The organism is Streptomyces griseicoloratus (genome assembly GCF_014534645.1).
Taxonomy (GTDB): domain Bacteria; phylum Actinomycetota; class Actinomycetes; order Streptomycetales; family Streptomycetaceae; genus Streptomyces; species Streptomyces griseicoloratus.
On sequence record NZ_JACVQF010000182.1, the window covers coordinates 1 to 18,722 of the forward strand.

Annotated in this window: 15 protein-coding genes; 3 read left to right on the top strand and 12 right to left on the bottom strand. The window is 69.7% G+C overall.

The window, feature by feature from the left end:
- Window positions 1-186: 186 nt before the first annotated feature.
- The 6 genes from prcA to arc form a co-directional block, all read right to left on the bottom strand.
- Complete coding sequence (prcA, locus tag H0H10_RS10545) at window positions 187-936, bottom strand: proteasome subunit alpha (protein WP_188180613.1); 750 nt, start codon at window positions 934-936, stop codon at window positions 187-189.
- A gap of 68 nt (window positions 937-1,004) precedes the next feature.
- Entirely contained in the window at window positions 1,005-1,850 is an 846-nt protein-coding gene (prcB, locus tag H0H10_RS10550) for a proteasome subunit beta (RefSeq protein WP_188180614.1), read from the bottom strand.
- Complete coding sequence (locus tag H0H10_RS10555; RefSeq protein ID WP_188180615.1) at window positions 1,802-2,314, bottom strand: endonuclease VII domain-containing protein; 513 nt, start codon at window positions 2,312-2,314, stop codon at window positions 1,802-1,804. The genes prcB and H0H10_RS10555 overlap by 49 nt, the downstream gene beginning before the upstream one ends.
- Window positions 2,315-2,436: 122 nt before the next feature.
- Complete coding sequence (locus tag H0H10_RS10560) at window positions 2,437-2,655, bottom strand: ubiquitin-like protein Pup (RefSeq protein ID WP_030879180.1); 219 nt, start codon at window positions 2,653-2,655, stop codon at window positions 2,437-2,439.
- Between the two features lie 178 nt (window positions 2,656-2,833).
- Window positions 2,834-4,345: a depupylase/deamidase Dop gene (gene dop, locus H0H10_RS10565; RefSeq protein ID WP_365652349.1), complete on the bottom strand. Its 1,512-nt coding sequence runs from the start codon at window positions 4,343-4,345 to the stop codon at window positions 2,834-2,836.
- A 235-nt stretch (window positions 4,346-4,580) separates the two neighbouring features.
- Window positions 4,581-6,347 (bottom strand): proteasome ATPase, encoded by a 1,767-nt coding sequence (gene arc, locus H0H10_RS10570; protein ID WP_188180616.1) that lies wholly within the window; start codon window positions 6,345-6,347, stop codon window positions 4,581-4,583.
- Between the two features lie 245 nt (window positions 6,348-6,592).
- Between arc and H0H10_RS10575 the strand changes: the two genes are divergently transcribed.
- Complete coding sequence (locus H0H10_RS10575) at window positions 6,593-6,898, top strand: ferredoxin (RefSeq protein WP_188180617.1); 306 nt, start codon at window positions 6,593-6,595, stop codon at window positions 6,896-6,898.
- Between the two features lie 73 nt (window positions 6,899-6,971).
- Here the strand turns inward: H0H10_RS10575 and H0H10_RS10580 are convergent, their stop codons facing one another.
- The 3 genes from H0H10_RS10580 to H0H10_RS10590 form a co-directional block, all read right to left on the bottom strand.
- Window positions 6,972-7,550: a hypothetical protein gene (locus H0H10_RS10580; RefSeq protein ID WP_188180618.1), complete on the bottom strand. Its 579-nt coding sequence runs from the start codon at window positions 7,548-7,550 to the stop codon at window positions 6,972-6,974.
- 211 nt (window positions 7,551-7,761) lie between these two features.
- A complete protein-coding gene (locus H0H10_RS10585; protein WP_067031713.1) occupies window positions 7,762-8,664 on the bottom strand; it encodes a tRNA (adenine-N1)-methyltransferase in 903 nt (300 codons plus the stop codon).
- Window positions 8,665-8,711: 47 nt separating this feature from the next.
- Window positions 8,712-10,286 carry a site-2 protease family protein gene (locus H0H10_RS10590; protein ID WP_188180619.1) on the bottom strand — a complete coding sequence of 525 codons (1,575 nt, stop codon included), beginning with the start codon at window positions 10,284-10,286 and terminating at the stop codon, window positions 8,712-8,714.
- A gap of 173 nt (window positions 10,287-10,459) precedes the next feature.
- Here H0H10_RS10590 and H0H10_RS10595 point away from each other — a divergent pair, with 173 nt between their 5' ends.
- Together H0H10_RS10595 and H0H10_RS10600 are read left to right on the top strand one after the other, a co-directional pair.
- Window positions 10,460-11,452, top strand: a complete 993-nt coding sequence (locus H0H10_RS10595; RefSeq protein ID WP_188180620.1) for a RecB family exonuclease — start codon at window positions 10,460-10,462, stop codon at window positions 11,450-11,452.
- Between the two features lie 69 nt (window positions 11,453-11,521).
- Window positions 11,522-12,193 carry a response regulator gene (locus H0H10_RS10600; protein WP_188180621.1) on the top strand — a complete coding sequence of 224 codons (672 nt, stop codon included), beginning with the start codon at window positions 11,522-11,524 and terminating at the stop codon, window positions 12,191-12,193.
- Between the two features lie 76 nt (window positions 12,194-12,269).
- Here H0H10_RS10600 and H0H10_RS10605 read toward each other — a convergent pair whose 3' ends face one another.
- The 3 genes from H0H10_RS10605 to metH form a co-directional block, all read right to left on the bottom strand.
- The gene (locus tag H0H10_RS10605) at window positions 12,270-13,874 is read right to left on the bottom strand and encodes an ABC transporter substrate-binding protein (RefSeq protein ID WP_188180622.1); all 1,605 of its coding nucleotides are present in this window, start codon (window positions 13,872-13,874) and stop codon (window positions 12,270-12,272) included.
- Window positions 13,875-14,318: 444 nt separating this feature from the next.
- Window positions 14,319-15,020: an HAD family hydrolase gene (locus H0H10_RS10610; protein WP_188180623.1), complete on the bottom strand. Its 702-nt coding sequence runs from the start codon at window positions 15,018-15,020 to the stop codon at window positions 14,319-14,321.
- 161 nt (window positions 15,021-15,181) lie between these two features.
- A complete protein-coding gene (gene metH, locus H0H10_RS10615) occupies window positions 15,182-18,694 on the bottom strand; it encodes a methionine synthase (RefSeq protein ID WP_188180624.1) in 3,513 nt (1,170 codons plus the stop codon).
- Between the last annotated feature and the right edge of the window lie 28 nt (window positions 18,695-18,722).

The following is an 18,722-nucleotide window of genomic DNA, read 5'->3' on the forward strand; positions in this document are numbered from 1 at the left end:
GGGACGTGTCGGGGGGTGTCCGCCCGCAGCGGTTGGCGCGTCAACGCCAGTCACTTGGTCACCGACCGATTCCGCGCCGTTCCGAGGACGGACACCCCCCGGCACGGCCCCGACCCGCAACACAACCGAACGCGCTACACGCACCCCCACCGAAACAGCACAGGCCGCCGCAGGCACCCGCCGCTGCTACTCCTCCTCGTCCTCCCCCGAAACCTCCGCAGCAGCCCCCTCGGCAGAGCCCGACTCCAGTAGCCGCGCCAGCTGGCGCCCCACGATCCGCTTGAACTTCCGCTTCTGCGGACGCGTACGGTCCAGCACCGCGACCTCCAGCCGCTCCGCCGGAATCTCCCGCTCACTGCCATTCGTGTCCCGGGACAGCGCCTGCACCGCCAGCTTCAGCGCCTCCGCCAGCGTCATACCGTCCCGGTGCCGCTGATCCAGATAGCCGCTGATCTGCTCCGCGTTGCCCCCGACCGCCACCGACCCGTGTTCGTCCACGATCGAACCGTCGTGCGGCAACCGGTAGATCTGGTCGCTCTCGGGACTCTCCCCGACCTCGGCGACCACCAACTCCACCTCGTAAGGCTTCTCCGCCTGGCTGGAGAAGATCGTGCCCAGCGTCTGCGCATACACGTTCGCCAGGCCCCGCGCCGTCACATCGTCACGGTCGTAGGTGTAACCCCGCAGGTCGGCATAGCGCACGCCACCGATCCGCAGGTTCTCGTACTCGTTGTACTTGCCGGCGGCCGCGAAACCGATCCTGTCGTAGATCTCGCTGAACTTGTGCAGCGCACGGGACGGGTTCTCACCGACGAACACAATGCCGTCGGCGTACTGCAGCACGACCAGGCTGCGGCCTCGGGCGATGCCCTTGCGGGCGTACTCCGCCCGGTCGGCCATGGCCTGCTGGGGTGAGACATAGAACGGCGTCGACACCGGTTATCCGTCCCTTTCTGTCGAAGTCACTGGACCACCTGACAACAAAAGCAACCGCGCCGCGCCCGCTACAGCAGCGCCGCCCGCGGACCGTCCGGCTGCTCCAGCCGCCGCTCCAGGACCGCACGGGCGAGCTCGGAGGACTCGTCCTCCGTCAGCCGGCGGAAGCCGTCCTCGGTGATCACGGTGATGATCGGGTAGATCCGGCGGGCGACATCGGGACCACCCGTCGCCGAGTCGTCGTCAGCCGCGTCGTACAGGGCCTGCACCACCAACGTCGTGGCCTCGGCCTCCGTCAGGTCCTTCCGGAAGAGCTTCTTCATCGCACCGCGCGCGAAGATCGACCCGGAGCCCGTGGCCGCGAAGCCCTGCTCCTCCGACCGACCGCCCGTCACGTCGTACGAGAAGATCCGGCCGTCACCACGGTCCAGGTCGTACCCCGCGAACAGCGGCACCACGGCCAGCCCCTGCATCGCCATGCCCAGGTTCGACCGGATCATCGTCGACAGCCGGTTCGCCTTGCCCTCCAGCGACAGCTGCGCGCCCTCGACCTTCTCGAAGTGCTCCAGCTCCAGCTGGAACAGCTTCACCATCTCCACGGCCAGACCCGCCGTACCGGCGATGCCCACGGCCGAGTACTCATCGGCCGGGAAGACCTTCTCGATGTCCCGCTGCGCGATGACATTGCCCATCGTCGCCCGGCGGTCACCGGCCAGCACGACACCGCCGGGGAACGTCACGGCCACGATCGTCGTGCCGTGCGGCGCCTCGATCACGCCCTGCACCGGCGGCAGCTGCCGGTTGCCGGGGAGCAGCTCCGGCTGGTGCTCCCCGAGGAAGTCCATGAACGAAGAGGAGCCAGGCGTCAGGAAGGCAGCTGGTAGACGCCCGGTGCTACGAGTGTTGGCTTCCACGCGATTCCTTCCACGTATGCGGCAGCCCGCCTTATGGCATCGGGCCGATCCTTGAACTGCCCAAGGGCTGCGTTACAGCTGAAGCACAGTACGCCACGGACCCTACCCGTCTCATGGCAGTGATCCACATGCTCCGGTGGAGCCGACAGACATATACAGCAGACGCCATGCTGCGCAGCGATCAACTCATCACGCTCCGCCTCGGTGAGGCCGTACTTGCGCTTGAAGTAGCTGGCTCTGTTCCGCTCCGCACGGCACCCACGGCAGTAGCTCGCCCAGCCGTCAGAGGACGACTTGTTCCGCTCCCACTCGGAGTGCGGCTTCACATTGCCGCACTGCGGGCACCGCTTATGCCCTGGGGGGACGGCAACCTTCTCCCGCACCTTCTTCCCCTTGGCCTCCTGGCGCTGCCGGTAGTACTCGGCGGAGCACTGCCGGCAGTACGCCTGGAGGCCGTCGGGCATGGACCTATTGCTGGCGAAGGCCGTCCGGGGCAGGTATTGCTTGCACCGCGAACAACGCCTCAGCTCAGACTCTTCGATCACCCCGAGGATCCCCCGATCTCACCTTCGAAACGAAGGCGAAATCACTCTCCACCCTTCTGAACGAAGGACCTCACGAAATCCTCAGCGTTCTCTTCGAGTACGTCGTCGATTTCGTCCAGGACGGAGTCCACGTCGTCGCTCAGTTTCTCCTGGCGCTCCTTGAGGTCCTCCGCGGCCTGCGCGTCCTGCGCCTGCTCCTCGACCTCCTCCGTGGACCGCGTGGCCTTCTGCTGCCCGCCGCCGGTGTCCTTGGTCGCCATAACCCTCACCCCGCTCGGTTCGCCCGACACAGTTGCTCGGTCAAGATCAGACCCTACAAGCCGGGTCCGACAATGGCCCCGCAGTTTCTCCAACGTACGGGGGCCACCTCGATGATTCCCGGACCCGGGGATTTCCACCCTGTCCGGCCGACTTCTCGCGCGTACCCGCGCGCCCCGCTCACCCTCCGGACAGGACCTTGACCAGGTCTTCCGCCGTGCGGCAGCGGTCCAGGAGCTCCTTCACGTGATTACGCGTTCCGCGAAGCGGTTCCAGGGTTGGCACGCGCTGGAGCGAGTCCCGGCCCGGCAGATCGAAGATCACCGAATCCCAGGAGGCCGCCGCGACGTCGTCCGCGTACTGCTCCAGGCAGCGCCCGCGGAAGTACGCCCTGGTGTCCTCCGGCGGCTTCGTACGGGCCCGCTCGACCTCCGCCTCGTCCAGCAGCCGCTTGATGCGCCCGCGGGCCGCGAGACGGTTGTACAGGCCCTTGTCGGGCCGTACGTCGGCGTACTGGAGGTCCACCAGGTGCAGCCTGGCCGCGTCCCAGTCGACGCCGTCCCTGCGCCGGTAGCCCTCCATCAGCTCCCGCTTGGCGACCCAGTCCAGCTCGCCGGCCAGGCTCATGGGGTCGTTCTCCAGGCGGTTGAGGGTGTCCTCCCAGCGGGACAGGACGTCCTTGGTCTGTTCGTCGGCGTCGGCGCCGTAGCGTTCCTCCACGTACTTGCGGGACAGCTCGTAGTACTCCATCTGGAGCTGTACCGCGGTGAGCGTGCGTCCGCTGCGGAGGGTGACCAGACGCTTGAGGCTCGGGTCGTGGGAGACCTGGTGCAGGGTCCGTACGGGCTGGTCGACCGCCAGGTCCACGGCGATGAAGCCGTCCTCGATCATCGACAGGACCAGGGCCGTCGTGCCCAGCTTCAGGTACGTCGAGATCTCCGACAGGTTCGCGTCGCCGATGATCACGTGCAGCCGCCGGTACTTCTCGGCGTCCGCGTGCGGTTCGTCGCGCGTGTTGATGATGGGCCGCTTCAGCGTCGTCTCCAGGCCCACCTCGACCTCGAAGTAGTCCGCGCGCTGGCTGAGCTGGAAGCCGTGCTCGTGCCCGTCCTGGCCGATGCCGACGCGGCCGGCGCCGGCGAAGACCTGGCGGGAGACGAAGAACGGGGTCAGGTGGCGCACGATGTCCGAGAAGGCGGTCTCCCGCTTCATCAGGTAGTTCTCGTGCGTGCCGTAGGAGGCGCCCTTGTTGTCGGTGTTGTTCTTGTAGAGGTGGATCGGCTGGGCGCCGGGCAGCTGGGCGGCCCGCTCGGCGGCCTCGGCCATGATGCGCTCGCCGGCCTTGTCCCACAGCACGGCGTCGCGCGGGTTGGTGACCTCCGGGGCGCTGTACTCGGGGTGGGCGTGGTCGACGTAGAGCCGTGCTCCGTTGGTGAGGATCACGTTGGCCAGGCCGATGTCCTCGTCGGTGAGCTGGCTGGCGTCGGCGGCCTCACGGGCGAGGTCGAAGCCTCGCGCGTCCCGCAGCGGGTTCTCCTCCTCGAAGTCCCAGCGGGCCCGGCGGGCCCGGTGCATCGCCGCCGCGTAGGCGTTGACGATCTGGGACGAGGTGAGCATGGCATTGGCGTTGGGGTGACCGGGGACGGAGATCCCGTACTCCGTCTCGATGCCCATTACTCGCCGTACGGTCATGCGGCCCTCCTTGCCCGGCGGCGCCCTCGGTCGTGGGCGCCGCTCAAGTACCGCTGGCGCTCCCGTGCGTGTGCGGTGCCCGTCCCCGCACTGCGCGACTCGGCGGTACGGAAGAGCCTAGAACGCCTTTGCGCTGGTGGGGAGATCATTTGCGTCATTGCCTTGCTCCAGCCGGGGCTCCGGAAAACAGTCGGCTGCGGGTACCCGCCGAGGGCACCCGCAGCCGCCCCGCCTTTTACAGGTACTGACCGGTGTTCGCCACCGTGTCGATGGAGCGTCCGGTGTCCGCGCCCTGCTTTCCGGTGACGAGCGTACGGATGTACACGATCCGCTCGCCCTTCTTGCCGGAGATGCGGGCCCAGTCGTCCGGGTTGGTGGTGTTGGGCAGGTCCTCGTTCTCCTTGAACTCGTCCACGCATGCCTGGAGGAGGTGGGAGACCCGGAGGCCCTTCTGATTCTTTTCGAGGAAGTCCTTGATCGCCATTTTCTTGGCGCGTCCGACGATGTTCTCGATCATGGCGCCGGAATTGAAGTCCTTGAAGTAGAGGACTTCCTTGTCGCCGTTTGCGTAGGTGACCTCCAGGAAGCGGTTCTCCTCGGTTTCGGCGTACATCTGTTCCACCGCCGTCTGGATCATGCTCTGGACGGTGGCCGCCTTGTCCTTGTCGTGCTCCGCGAGGTCGTCCACGTGGAGCGGGAGGCGTTCGGTGAGGTACTTGCCGAAGATGTCCTTGGCCGCTTCGGCGTCCGGACGCTCGATCTTGATCTTCACGTCGAGCCGGCCGGGCCGCAGGATGGCGGGGTCGATCATGTCCTCGCGGTTGGAGGCGCCGATCACGACCACGTTCTGCAGGCCCTCCACACCGTCGATCTCGGCGAGCAGCTGCGGGACGATGGTGTTCTCCACGTCCGAGCTGACGCCGGAGCCGCGGGTGCGGAAGAGGGATTCCATCTCGTCGAAGAAGACGATGACGGGGGTGCCCTCGCTGGCCTTCTCCCGGGCCCGCTGGAAGACCAGGCGGATCTGCCGCTCGGTCTCGCCGACGTACTTGTTGAGCAGCTCGGGGCCCTTGATGTTCAGGAAGAAGCTCTTGCCGGCCGCCTGGCCCGTGACCTCGGCGACCTTCTTGGCCAGAGAATTGGCGACCGCCTTGGCGATCAGCGTCTTGCCGCATCCGGGGGGGCCGTAGAGCAGGACGCCCTTGGGCGGGCGCAGCTCGTGCTCCTTGAACAGGTCCGGGTAGAGGTAGGGCAGCTCTACCGCGTCGCGGATCATCTCGATCTGGTTGCCCAGGCCGCCGATCTGCTCGTAGCCGATGTCGGGGACCTCTTCGAGGACGAGTTCTTCGACCTCGCTCTTGGGGACGACCTCGTAGACGTAGCCGGAGCGGGGTTCGAGCAGCAGGGCGTCGCCGGGGCGGATGGTCACGTCCAGCAGCGGCTCGGCGAGCCGTACCACCCGTTCCTCGTCGGTGTGCCCCAGTACCAGGGCGCGCTCGCCGTCCTCCAGGATCTCCTTGAGGGTGACGATGTCGCCGACGCTCTCGAAGTGCATGGCCTCGACCACGTTGAGTGCTTCGTTGAGCATCACTTCCTGGCCGCGCCGGAGCTCGTCGAGCTCGACGCTCGGGCTGACGTTCACCCGGAGCTTGCGGCCGCCGGTGAAGATGTCGGCGGTGCCGTCCTCGTTCGCCTGCAGGAAGACGCCGAAGCCCGCCGGCGGCTGCGCCAGCCGGTCGACCTCCTCCTTGAGGGCCACGATCTGGTCGCGGGCCTCACGGAGCGTGTTGGCGAGTCGCTCGTTCTGTGCGGATACGCCGGCCAGGTTGGTCTGCAGCTCGACGATCCGCTCTTCGAGAATTCTCGTGTGCCGCGGAGAGTCGGCGAGCTTGCGTCGCAGGACGGCGATCTCCTGCTCAAGGTAGGCCACCTGCCCGGCCGGGTCGTCGGACCCGCGTCCCGGGCGGATGCCGCGGTTCATGTCGTCGTCGTGGGCTGCCACGGTCCTCACCTCCTCCAAGGGGAGCTGGACGCTTCCAGACCCTACCTGGGTGGGTGTCGATTGAAACCCCTAGATCACAAAGACTGTCGGGGTGTGTCCGATCTTCACCCTTGCGCTCTCCCTCACGCCAGGGGAATACCCACGGAACGTGAGTGGAACCCAGCCGGAGGTAGGGTCGAAGTGTTCAACACCCGTCAGAGCTGGCCGGATTCCCGACCGGTTCGACGCAGGAAACGGCAGGAGAGATGACCGTGCAGCAGGAGGCCGGAGTCGGCGGCGAGGCGCTGGAGGTCTGGATCGACCAGGACCTGTGTACCGGCGACGGCATCTGCGCCCAGTACGCGCCCGAGGTGTTCGAGCTGGACATCGACGGTCTGGCCTATGTCAAGGGCGCGGACGACGAGCTCCTGCAGGAGAAGGGGGCGGCAACGCCCGTACCGCTGCCGCTTCTCACGGACGTGATCGACTCCGCGAGGGAATGTCCCGGAGAGTGCATCCACGTACGTCGTGTTTCGGACAGGGCCGAGGTGTACGGCCCGGACGCAGAGTGACTCAACTGTGACTCTTCGCGTACGCAGTGTGACCGTTGTCTGATGTGCCACACCTCGGGGGCGGGGTGGTGGGTCACACGGTGCGGGCCTGGGACGGCGTGACGCGGACGAACGTGCCGTTGTCCCACCGCCATTTCACGTCGTCCGTCACGTCGGGGCAGCAACTGGGCACGTCGGCCGACGAGTAGCCGAGGAGGGTGGCGTGGACGGCGCCGCCGCGCACGGAGAAGTCGGTGACCGTCCGCCGTTCCCCGGGTTTCACGAGCGTGGCCACGACCCGGGGCTTGCCGCCGTCGGGGTCCCGGGTCAGGACGTAGACGCCGTCGGGCGGGGTGCCCATGGGGGCGTCGCAGTGCACGACCGCCACCGTCTCGGGCCGGCCGTCGCCGTCGAGGTCGCCGGAGGCCTTCTTCTGCACCACCGCCTCGACCGGGCCGCATTCCAGGGGGAAGGCGACGGCCGAGGGGTCGGGTGGTGCGATGTGTGCCGGGGCGCTCTTCGTCTTGGGAGCGGCGGTCTGCGCGGCCGTCGCGGCGTCGGGCTGGAGGACCGAGGACAGGGCCACGACGCCGGCGAGAGCCGTGGCGGTGGCGACCCAGTGGATCGGTCGGGTGTGGGTGTGCGACAGGTCCGGAACGGCGGGGTGCTGCACGAGGAGTGTCTCCTGTGAGGGCTGTGCCGGTGGGGGTGGCCAGCATCGTGCCACACGTCACAGTGCGGGGGAACGGCGGGGTGGGTACCGGGGCGGCCGTCCCGGGCGCCGCCGGTGCCGCGCCAACGCGACGGCGCCGTGGCCGAGTTCCGGGACGTCCCCGGGAACTCTGCCACGGCGCCTGTGCGTTGGCTGGGGTGCGGGGACCGCCTCAGCGGCCGGAGCCTCCGTCGGCGTTGGGGCCGGCGTAGTCCTCGCCGTAGGCGCCCTTGGCGGGGCGGCGGCGGCGCATGGGCGGCTCGACGCCGTCGGCGAGGCGTCGGGCGGTGAGCAGGAAGCCGGTGTGGCCGATCATCCGGTGGTCCGGGCGGACGGCCAGGCCCTCGATGTGCCAGTTGCGGATCATCGTCTCCCAGGCGGTCGGCTCGTTGAAGCAGCCGATCTCGCGGATGGACTCCACGGTCCGGGCGAGCTGGGTGGTGGTGGCGACGTAGCAGCACAGGATGCCGCCGGGCACGAGTGCCTTGGAGACGGCCTCCAGGCACTCCCAGGGGGCGAGCATGTCGAGGATGACGCGGTCGACGTCGGTGTCGGACAGGTTGTCCTGGAGGTCGCCGACGGTGAGCTGCCAGGCGGGGTGCGGGCCGCCGAAGTAGCGCTCCACGTTCTGCTGGGCGATCTCGGCGAAGTCCTCGCGGCGCTCGTAGGAGTGCAGCATGCCCTGGTCGCCGATGGCGCGCAGCAGGAAGCTGCTGAGCGAGCCGGAGCCCACGCCGGCCTCGACGACGCGTGCGCCGGGGAAGATGTCGGCGAAGGCGAGGATCTGCCCCGCGTCCTTCGGGTAGACGACGGCTGCCCCGCGGGGCATGGACAGGACGTAGTCGGGGAGCAGGGGGCGCAGCGCGAGGTAGGCGACGTTACCGGTGGTGCGGACAACGCTGCCCTCGGGAGCACCGATCAGTTCGTCGTGCGGGAAGGAACCCTTGTGGGTGTGGAAGTTCTTCCCGGCCTCGAGCGTGAACGTGTAGTGGCGGCCCTTGGGGTCGGTCAGCTGTACCTGGTCCCCGACCTTGAAGGGCCCGCGCCTGCGGGCGGCACCGGTCGGTTCGGACATGTGACCAGCCTACCGGTCCTGGGCGGGGCCGCCGACCATGTGGGCGGTCAGGAGGGGCGGGCCATGGCCTTGACGAAGGCGCGCTCGACGTCGGCGGCGGACAGGACGCCGTAGATCTCGCCGGTCTCCTCGACGACGAGGTACTCGGTGGCGGGGGTCGCGCGGAGGGCGTCGAGGAGTTCCTCCCCGGACAGCTCGGCCGAGACGCGCATGCCGTCGGTGAGGTCCTGGGCGAGGCCGCTGACCGGGACCCAGGGGCGGCGGTGCTCGGGTACGCCGACGATGGCGGCCTCGCGGACGAGGGAGACGGGGGTGCCTTCGTGGTCGACGACGACCAGGGCGCGGGCCCCGGAGGCGTTGGCGCGGCGCAGGGCCTCGGAGAGCGGGGTGTCGGCGGGGACGGGGACCGCGCGCCGGGTGAGGGTGCGGGCGCGCAGTTCGGGGAGGTGTTCGCGCAGGCGGGCCATGCGCAGGCTGTTCCCGGCGCCGGTCCAGATGATGGCGGCGAGGATGGCGGCGAGCAGGGCGTCCATGACGGTGTCCATGCCGATGCTGTCCTCGGCGGCGGAGCCGAGGGCTCCGGACTGGGTGAGCAGCGGCAGGCCGATCAGGACGGAGACGGCGAGGGCCCGGCCGACCCAGGCGGCGGCGATCGTGCCGCTCATCGGCTTGCCGGTGATTTTCCAGACGACGGCGCGCAGCATCCGGCCGCCGTCGAGGGGGAGGCCGGGCAGCAGGTTGAAGGCGGCGACGATGAGGTTGGAGATCATGAGGCCGGCCAGCAGGACGCCGGGGACGGTGCCGGGCTCGACGGGGAGCAGGGCGAGGTAGAAGGCGCCGGCGAGGACGAGGGAGAGCAGCGGGCCGACGAAGGCCAGGACGAATTCGCGGCCGGGGGTCTCGGCCTCCTTCTCGATCTCGGAGACGCCGCCGAAGAACTGGAGCTGGATGCGGCGGACCGGGAGCTTGAAGCGGAGGGCGGCGACGGTGTGGGCCAGTTCGTGGACGAGGACGGAGGCGTAGAAGGCGACCGCGAAGAAGAGGGAGACGAGGTAGCGGGCGGCGCCGAGCTCGGGCAGCACGCGGTCGAGCTGTCCGCCGAACACCCAGGTGATGAGGGCGGCGACGAGGAACCAGCTCGGGGCGACGTACACGGGCACGCCGAACGGGCGTCCCATGAGCAGGCCGCCGCCGGGCTCCGGGGGGCGCTGCGGCGGGCGTCCGGGGCCGGTTGCGGCCTCTGCGCGGGTGCGGTCGCCGTTGGGGCCGGGCGTGGGGTCCGGGGTCGAGGGGCCGGGCCGGTCGCTGCCGGCGGCCGGGGGCGGGCCGGGCGGGGTGTCGTCCCCGGGCCGCGGCTCCTGCGAGGGGCCGTCGCTCGCGCCGGCCGGCGGTGGGGTGCCGTCGTCGGTGTCCCGGTCCCGCGGCGGGGTCTCCTCGGCGCTGCCGCCCGCGGGGGTCGCTCCCGGCGTGCGGGGGCGGTCCGCGGGTGGTTCCCCCGGGGTGCGGGGAGCCGTGGTTCCGGGGTGTGCGGAGCCGGTGGCCGGGTCCGCAGGCCCTGCGTGGTGCTCGGCCGTCTCGTCGTTGCCGGACCGCGGCTGCCCGCTCCCGCCGCTCACGTCCACGGTGTCCCCTCGTTCGAAGCGTCTTCCGCGCCTGCCGGGCGGAAGGGTCTCGAGTCGATGGTATGCGGCCGTGGTGCGCCGTTTCGCCCCGGCACCCCTGTGCTCACCCTGCGTCACGGCGGTCGCGGCCGCGGCTGGGTCGCTGTCGGTGGCGGGCCGTAAGGTCTGGGGTCATGGAGACGAGCATCGAGGGTGTCGCGGAGGACGCGGGCGGTGGCGCGCAGCCGGCGCAGCCGCCGGTCGCGGCCGGGCCGGCGGCGGTTGCGGACCGGGCAGGTGTGGTGGCGGCCCCGGAGGCCGCGCCCGTGCCCATGGCCACGCCGCCCGACGCGCCGGTGCCCGTCGCCGTGCCGCCCGCCTCGCTCTCGCCGTCGCGGGCGGGCGATTTCATGCAGTGCCCGCTGCTGTACCGGTTCCGGGTGATCGACCGGCTGCCGGAGAAGCCGAGCGAGGCGGCGACGAGGGGCACGCTGGTGCACGCGGTGCTGGAGCGGCTTTTCGACGCTCCGGCGGCCGAGCGCACGGCGCCTCGGGCGAAGGCGCTGATCCCGGGCCAGTGGGACCGGCTGAAGGAGACCCGGCCGGAGGTCGGGGAGCTGTTCGCGGACGATCCGGACGGTGAGCGGCTGGCGCGCTGGCTCACCGATGCTGAGCGGCTCGTCGAGCGCTGGTTCACCCTGGAGGACCCGAGCAGGCTGGAGCCGGCCGAGCGGGAGCTGTTCGTCGAGGCGGAGCTGGACTCGGGGCTGCGGCTGCGCGGCATCATCGACCGGGTCGACGTGGCGCCGACGGGTGAGGTGCGGATCGTCGACTACAAGACGGGCAAGGCGCCCCGCCCGGAGTACGCCGAGGGTGCGCTGTTCCAGATGAAGTTCTACGCCCTGGTGGTGTGGCGGCTGAAGAAGGTCGTCCCGCGGCGGCTGCAGCTGGTCTATCTCGGCAGCGGTGACGTGCTGACGTACGACCCGGTGGTCGCGGATCTGGAGCGTGTCGAGCGCAAGCTGCTGGCGCTGTGGGACGCGATCCGGCTGGCGACGGAGACGGGGGACTGGCGGCCGCGTCCCACCAAGCTGTGCGGCTGGTGCGACCACCAGGCGCACTGTCCGGAGTTCGGCGGCACTCCCCCGCCCTATCCGCTGCCGGTGCGGCCGGCCGGGTCGGGCTGAGGCGCCCCGGGGGCGTCGGGGGGCAGGGGCGCAGGGCAGAATGGGGCCGGACTAGCGAAGGAGACTTACGTGGCCATCCGCGTCCTACTGGTCGACGACCAGCCGCTGCTGCGTACGGGCTTCCGGATGATTCTGGAGGCGGAGCAGGACATCGCGGTCGTCGGCGAGGCCGGGGACGGCCTCCAGGCCCTCGACCAGGTGCGGGCGCTGCAGCCCGATGTGGTGCTGATGGACATCCGCATGCCGCGGATGGACGGGGTGGAGGCGACCCGGCAGATCACCGGCCCCGAGCGGGACGGCCCGGCGAAGGTGCTGGTGCTGACGACGTTCGATCTCGACGAGTACGTGGTGGAGGCGCTGAAGGCGGGCGCCAGCGGTTTCCTGCTGAAGGACGCCCCGGCCAACGAGCTGGTGCAGGCGATCCGGGTGGTGGCGGCCGGGGAGGCGATGCTCGCGCCGAGCATCACGCGCCGGCTGCTCGACAAGTACGCCACGCATCTGCCGTCCGGTGAGGAGCCGGTGCCGGACACCCTGCACACGCTGACCGAGCGTGAGGTGGAGGTGCTGAAGCTGGTGGCGCGTGGTCTGTCCAACGCGGAGATCGCCGCTGACCTGTTCGTCAGCGAGACCACCGTGAAGACGCATGTGGGGCATGTGCTGACGAAGCTGGGTCTGCGTGACCGGGTGCAGGCGGCGGTGTACGCGTACGAGAGCGGGCTGGTGCGTCCCGGCGCGCAGTAGGAGTCGTCGCGGCACGGCGCGAAGGGCGCCCTCTTCTCGGTGAAGAGGGCGCCCTTCGTGTCGGGGCGACGGTGTGTCAGTCGCTCACGCCACGGCTCAGCTCCCACACCTGGAGGGTCGAGGAGGAGTTGAGGGCGTAGGCGGTGCCGGTGATGTCGTCGCGGGCGGCGACGTACTGCTTGCCCTGCCACAGCGGCAGCATCGGCACGTCGGCGGCGATGATGTCCTGGATCCTGGTCAGGCTGTCGGCGGCGGACAGCCGGTCGGCCTCGCGCCGGGACTCCGGGATCAGGGTGTTGATGACCTCGCTGTTGGCGTACGGCGAGTTGAGGGTGTTGTCCTTGTCGAGGAACGGCGCGAGGAAGCTGTCGGCGTCGGGGAAGTCGGGGAACCAGCCCATGCCGAAGACGTCGTACTCGCCCTTCAGTTCGGCCGGGCGGAACTTGTCCCAGGGCTTGCCGTCGATGTCGACGTCGAAGAGGCCGCTGTCGTTGAGCTGCTTCTGCAGCTGCTCGAACTCCGTCTTGGTGGCGGCACCGTAGTGGTCGGTGGTGTAGTGCAGCGTCAGCTTCACGGGGGTGGAGACGCCCGCGTCCTCCAGCAGCGACTTGGCCTTGCTCACGCTCGGGTCGCCGTACTTGTTGAAGAACGAGTTGGAGTGGCCGGTGATGCTGGCCGGGACCATCGAGTACAGCGGCTCGGCCTGGGAGCCGTAGACCTCGGACACCAGCTCGCTGCGGTTGATGAGCTGGGCCATGGCCTGGCGGACGGCCTTGTTCTTCACGGTCGGCGCGTCGGTGTTGAAGCCCAGGTAGCGGATTTCGAGGCCGGCCACCTCGACCAGGTCGATGTCGCCGTCGGTGGCGTTGGTGAGCTTCTGGATCTGGTCCGGCGTCATGGCACGGGTCATCAGGTCGATCTCGCCCTTTTCGAGCGCCTTGCCCATGGCCTCGGCGTCGTCGAAGAAGACCATCTCGACCTTGTCGTTGTTCACCTTCAGGCTCCCCTTGTAGTTGGGGTTCTTGGTGAACACGGCCTTGGTGAGCTCGTTGTCCTTGACCTCGGCCTTCATGGTGTACGGGCCGGAGCCGTCGAGTTCGAAGCCCTCGCGCAGCTTGTCCTTGGGGTACTGGTCCGGGTTGACGATGCCCGCGACCGGCGTGGACAGCTTGAACGGGAAGGTGGCGTCCGCCGTCTTGAGGTGGAAGATGACCTCGCGGTCGCCCTGCGTCTCGACGGTGTCGACGGTCGACAGCAGTGCGAACACACCGTTCTCGTCCTTGATGGACAGGGCGCGCTCGATGGAGTACTTCACGTCCTCCGCGGTGATCGGGTCACCGTTGGCGAACTTCAGGCCGTCCCGCAGGGTGCACGCGTACCGTTCGTTGCCGGTGTCGGTGAACCCGCACTTCTCGGCGGCCTCGGGCACCGGTTCGCCGTCGCCGCGGGGCTGCACCATGAGGGTCTGCGTGGTCTGACGCAGGACGTTCCACAGGCCCACGTCGTAGGCGTACGCCGGGTCGAGGGGCGCGGGCGCGTCCTCCGAGACGCTGAACCGGTCCGTGGTGCCGACGACGATCGCGTCCCCGCCGCCGCTGCCGCCGTCGGACCCGCCACAGGCGGCGAGGACCGGCGCGAGCAGGCCGACGACGGCCGGCAGCACCAAAGTCTTGCGGTTCATGCTCGAGTTTCTCCAGAGCTGTCGGTCCGTGTATCCGGCATGCAGGGGTGTCGCGGGCGGTACACGGGGGTAAGGACTGAGGTTCTCGCATGAGATTAGTCCGCGCCCGCACGGGGGTTCGCAGCCACCGGAGTTGAGGGCTCATCACGCTGCGAAACCGGGCGTGGACACACCGAAAACCCGACAGCGGAAGGATTAGTGCAGCGTTCCACCAATCGGGACACATGGGCGCCTCGACAACGTTCGCAGAGCGGGGAACAGCACACGCGAGGGCGGCTGTCGACCCTCCAGGGCGTGGCGAACGTCACATGCAGATGGGGCCTTGCGACTGCCGGAATTCAGCCATCCGAAGCGGCGGGAATTCCCCCGCGGGCGTTCCGTCCTTCGGTCGCACACCCGTTCCCGGAATTCCCCCGCTATCGACGCTGCACGCTGGGTGAACGCCTAGCGCATTTGCGTCATCAGGCCGCGCAGAAATGCCAGGTCGACCTCTTCCAGGGAGGACACGACGGTGCGCCGGGGCGCGGGCGTGATGGGGGCGAGGGAGGGAACCGCCACGACGTGGCACCCGGCGGCCTCGGCGGAGGCGACACCGGTCGCGGTGTCCTCGATGACGGCGCACCTGGCCGGATCCACGCCGAGTCCGGCGGCGGCGGCCAGGTAGGGCTCGGGGTGCGGCTTGGTGCGCGGTACCTCGTCACCGGCCACCGAGAGGGAGAAGTGCTGGGGGCCCAGGGAGCTGAGCACCAGGTCGATGATGCGCCGGTGCGAGGCGGAGACCAGGGCCGTGGGGACCTCGTGCGCGGAGAGTTCCGTCAGCAGGCGGCCCGCTCCCGGCATGAGCGGCAGGGCACGGCCGATGCGGCGCTCGAAGCCGTCGTTGAGCAGCACGGTGAGCTCGGCCAGCGCGATGTCGGCGCCGGTGGCCTCGATCAGGAAGCGGCCGCTGCGGCTCATCGGGCCGCCGACGACGATCTGCCTCCAGGACTCGTCGAGGGTGTGGCCGAGGGCCGCGAAGACCTCGACCTCGACGTCCCACCAGAAGCCCTCGGTGTCCACCAGGGTGCCGTCCATGTCCAGGAGCACGGCCTGCAGGGCGGAGCCTTCGGCCGTACGGGTTCCGAGCGCGGGGACCGTACTGGTCATCCACGTACCTCCTTGAAGGGACGATCAGGCCGGTTCCCACGGGGGGAACCGGCCTGCGGTGGATCGACCAGTGTACGACGCGCGGGGCCGAAGCGCCTGGTTTGGCCGGTGTGCCCCGGGGCACACCGGCCGAACAGGTGAGGTGCGGGCCGACGGACGGGTCAGCGCGCGTTGAAGTACTTCGCCTCCGGGTGGTGGATCACGATGGCGTCCGTGGACTGCTCGGGGTGCAGCTGGAACTCCTCGGAGAGGTGGACGCCGATGCGCTCCGGCTGGAGCAGGTCGGCGATCTTGGCGCGGTCCTCCAGGTCGGGGCAGGCGCCGTAGCCGAGGGAGAAGCGGGCGCCCCGGTACTTCAGGGCGAACATGTCCTCCATCGCGGCCGGGTCCTCCCCGGCGAAGCCGAGTTCGGAGCGCACGCGGGCGTGCCAGTACTCGGCGAGGGCCTCGGCCAGCTGCACGGACAGGCCGTGCAGTTCGAGGTAGTCGCGGTAGGCGTTGGCCTCGAACATCCTGGCGGTCTCCTCGCCGATGCGGGAGCCGACGGTGACGACCTGGAGGCCGACGACGTCGGTCTCGCCGGACTCCTCCGGGCGGAAGAAGTCGGCCAGGCACAGGCGCCGGCCGCGGCGCTGGCGGGGGAAGGTGAAGCGGGTGCGCTCGTTGCCCTGTTCGTCCAGGAGGATCAGGTCGTCGTCCTTGGAGACGCACGGGAAGTAGCCGTAGACCACGGCCGCCTCCAGCAGGTTCTCCGTCTGGAGCCGGTCCAGCAGGCCGCGCAGCCGCGGCCGGCCCTCGGTCTCGACCAGTTCCTCGTAGGTGGGTCCTTCGCCGGTGCGGGCCTGCTTCAGGCCCCACTGGCCCTTGAACAGGGCGCCCTCGTCGAGCCAGGACGCGTATTCCTTGAGCTGGATGCCCTTGATGACGCGGGTGCCCCAGAACGGGGGCTCCGGGACCGGGTTGTCGGTGGCGACGTCGGAGCGGACGTGCCCCTCCTCGGGCCGTTCCTCGATCTCCACGGTGGCCGCGCGGACGCGGCGCTGCCTCAGTTCGGGCAGCTGCGCGCCGGGCACGCCCCGCTTGATGCCGATCAGTGCGTCCATGAGGCGCAGACCCTCGAAGGCGTCGCGGGCGTAGCGGACCTCGCCCTCGTAGATCTCGTGCAGGTCCTGCTCGACGTAGGCCCGGGTGAGGGCGGCGCCGCCGAGGATGACGGGGTAGTCCGCCGCCAGTCCGCGCTGGTTGAGCTCCTCCAGGTTCTCCTTCATGATCACCGTGGACTTGACCAGGAGCCCGGACATGCCGATGACGTCGGCCCGATGTTCCTCGGCGGCCTCCAGGATCGCGGAGACCGGCTGCTTGATGCCGAGGTTGACGACGTTGTAGCCGTTGTTGGACAGGATGATGTCGACGAGGTTCTTGCCGATGTCGTGCACGTCGCCGCGGACGGTGGCCAGCACGATCGTGCCCTTTCCGGCTTCGTCCGTCTTCTCCATGTGCGGCTCCAGGTAGGCCACGGCCGCCTTCATGACCTCGGCGGACTGGAGGACGAACGGCAGCTGCATCTGGCCGGAGCCGAACAGTTCGCCGACGACCTTCATGCCGTCCAGGAGGGTCTCGTTGACGATCTCCAGGGCGGGGCGCTGCGTGAGGGCCTCGTCCAGGTCGGCTTCCAGGCCGTTGCGCTCGCCGTCGATGATCCGGCGCTTCAGGCGCTCGTCCAGCGGGAGGGCGGCCAGCTCCTCGGCCTTGGAGGCGCGCAGCGACTTGGCGGTGGCGCCCTCGAAGAGGGCCATCAGCTTCTGGAGGGGGTCGTATCCCTCGCTGCGGCGGTCGTAGATGAGGTCGAGGGCGGTGGTGACCTGCTCCTCGTCGAAGCGGGCGATCGGCAGGATCTTGGAGGCGTGCACGATCGCCGAGTCCAGGCCGGCCTTGACGCACTCGTCGAGGAAGACGGAGTTGAGCAGGATCCGGGCGGCCGGGTTGAGGCCGAAGGAGATGTTCGACAGGCCCAGCGTGGTCTGCACCTTCGGGTGCCGCTTCTTGAGTTCGCGGATGCCCTCGATGGTGGCGATGCCGTCCTTGCGGGACTCCTCCTGGCCGGTGCAGATGGTGAAGGTCAGGCAGTCGACGAGGATGTCCTCCTCGCGGATGCCCCAGTTGCCGGTCAGGTCGGCGATGAGCCGTTCGGCGATCTCGACCTTCTTCTCGGCGGTGCGGGCCTGTCCCTCCTCGTCGATGGTCAGCGCGATCAGCGCGGCGCCGTGCTCCTGCGCCAGCCGGGTGACCTTCGCGAACCTGGACTCGGGGCCGTCGCCGTCCTCGTAGTTCACCGAGTTGATCACGGCCCGGCCGCCGAGCTTCTCCAGCCCGGCCCGGATGACGTCGACCTCGGTGGAGTCCAGCACGACCGGCAGCGTGGAGGCGGTGGCGAAGCGGCCGGCCAGCTCCTCCATGTCGGCGACGCCGTCCCGGCCGACGTAGTCCACGCACAGGTCGAGCATGTGGGCGCCCTCGCGGATCTGGTCCCGGGCCATCTCCACGCAGTCGTCCCAGCGGCCGGCCAGCATGGCCTCGCGGAACTTCTTCGACCCGTTGGCGTTGGTGCGCTCACCGATCGCGAGGTACGAGGTGTCCTGGCGGAACGGCACGCTCTGGTACAGCGAGGCCGCGCCCGGCTCCGGCCGGGGGTCCCGCTGGGTGGGGGTGGTGTCCCGGACCCGCTCCACGACCTGGCGCAGGTGCTCGGGGGTGGTGCCGCAGCAGCCGCCCACCAGGGACAGGCCGTACTCGCGGACGAAGGTCTCCTGCGCGTCCGCCAGCTCGGGTGCCGTCAGCGGGTAGTGGGCGCCGTCCTTGCCGAGGACGGGCAGACCGGCGTTCGGCATGCAGGACAGGGGGATGCGGGAGTGGCGGGCGAGGTAGCGCAGGTGCTCGCTCATCTCGGCCGGGCCGGTGGCGCAGTTCAGGCCGATCATGTCGATGCCCAGCGGTTCCAGGGCGGTCAGTGCCGCGCCGATCTCGGAGCCGAGCAGCATGGTGCCGGTCGTCTCGACCGTCACCGACACGATCACGGGCAGGTCCAGGCCGAGGGCGTCGAGGCCGCGCCGGGCGCCGAGCACGGCGGCCTTGGTCTGCAGCAGGTCCTGGGTGGTCTCCACCAGCAGCGCGTCGGCGCCGCCGGCGACCAGGCCCTCGGCGTTGCGCTGGTAGGCGTCACGCAGGGTGGTGTACGGGGCGTGGCCGAGGGTGGGCAGCTTGGTGCCGGGGCCCATGGAGCCCAGGACCCAGCGCTGGCGGCCGTCCTTGGCGGCGAACTCGTCGGCGACCTCGCGGGCCACCCGGGCGCCGGCCTCGGACAGTTCGTGGACGCGCTCGGGGATGTCGTACTCGCCGAGGGCGGAGTGGTTCGCGCCGAAGGTGTTGGTCTCCACGCAGTCGACGCCGACGGCGAAGTACGCCTCGTGCACCGAGCGGACGATGTCGGGCCGCGTCAGGTTCAGGACCTCGTTGCACCCCTCCAGCTGCTGGAAGTCGTCCAGTGAGGGGTTCTGCGCCTGGAGCATGGTGCCCATCGCCCCGTCGGCCACCACCACACGGGTGGCGAGTGCCTCGCGGAGGGCGGACACACGGGTCCGGGTGTCGGCGGACGGGGTGGACGGCGACGAGGCCATGAAGGGGCTCCCTTTGGATGCGACGGCT

Coding starts and splice junctions, on each gene's coding strand:
- H0H10_RS10555 (WP_188180615.1), bottom strand. CDS start 2,314: ATGCCCGACGGCCTCCAGGCGTACTGCCGGCAGTGCTCCGCCGAGTAC.
- H0H10_RS10560 (WP_030879180.1), bottom strand. CDS start 2,655: ATGGCGACCAAGGACACCGGCGGCGGGCAGCAGAAGGCCACGCGGTCC.
- dop (WP_365652349.1), bottom strand. CDS start 4,345: ATGACCGTACGGCGAGTAATGGGCATCGAGACGGAGTACGGGATCTCC.
- H0H10_RS10575 (WP_188180617.1), top strand. CDS start 6,593: ATGACCGTGCAGCAGGAGGCCGGAGTCGGCGGCGAGGCGCTGGAGGTC.
- H0H10_RS10585 (WP_067031713.1), bottom strand. CDS start 8,664: ATGTCCGAACCGACCGGTGCCGCCCGCAGGCGCGGGCCCTTCAAGGTC.
- H0H10_RS10595 (WP_188180620.1), top strand. CDS start 10,460: ATGGAGACGAGCATCGAGGGTGTCGCGGAGGACGCGGGCGGTGGCGCG.
- H0H10_RS10605 (WP_188180622.1), bottom strand. CDS start 13,874: ATGAACCGCAAGACTTTGGTGCTGCCGGCCGTCGTCGGCCTGCTCGCG.
- H0H10_RS10610 (WP_188180623.1), bottom strand. CDS start 15,020: ATGACCAGTACGGTCCCCGCGCTCGGAACCCGTACGGCCGAAGGCTCC.
- metH (WP_188180624.1), bottom strand. CDS start 18,694: ATGGCCTCGTCGCCGTCCACCCCGTCCGCCGACACCCGGACCCGTGTG.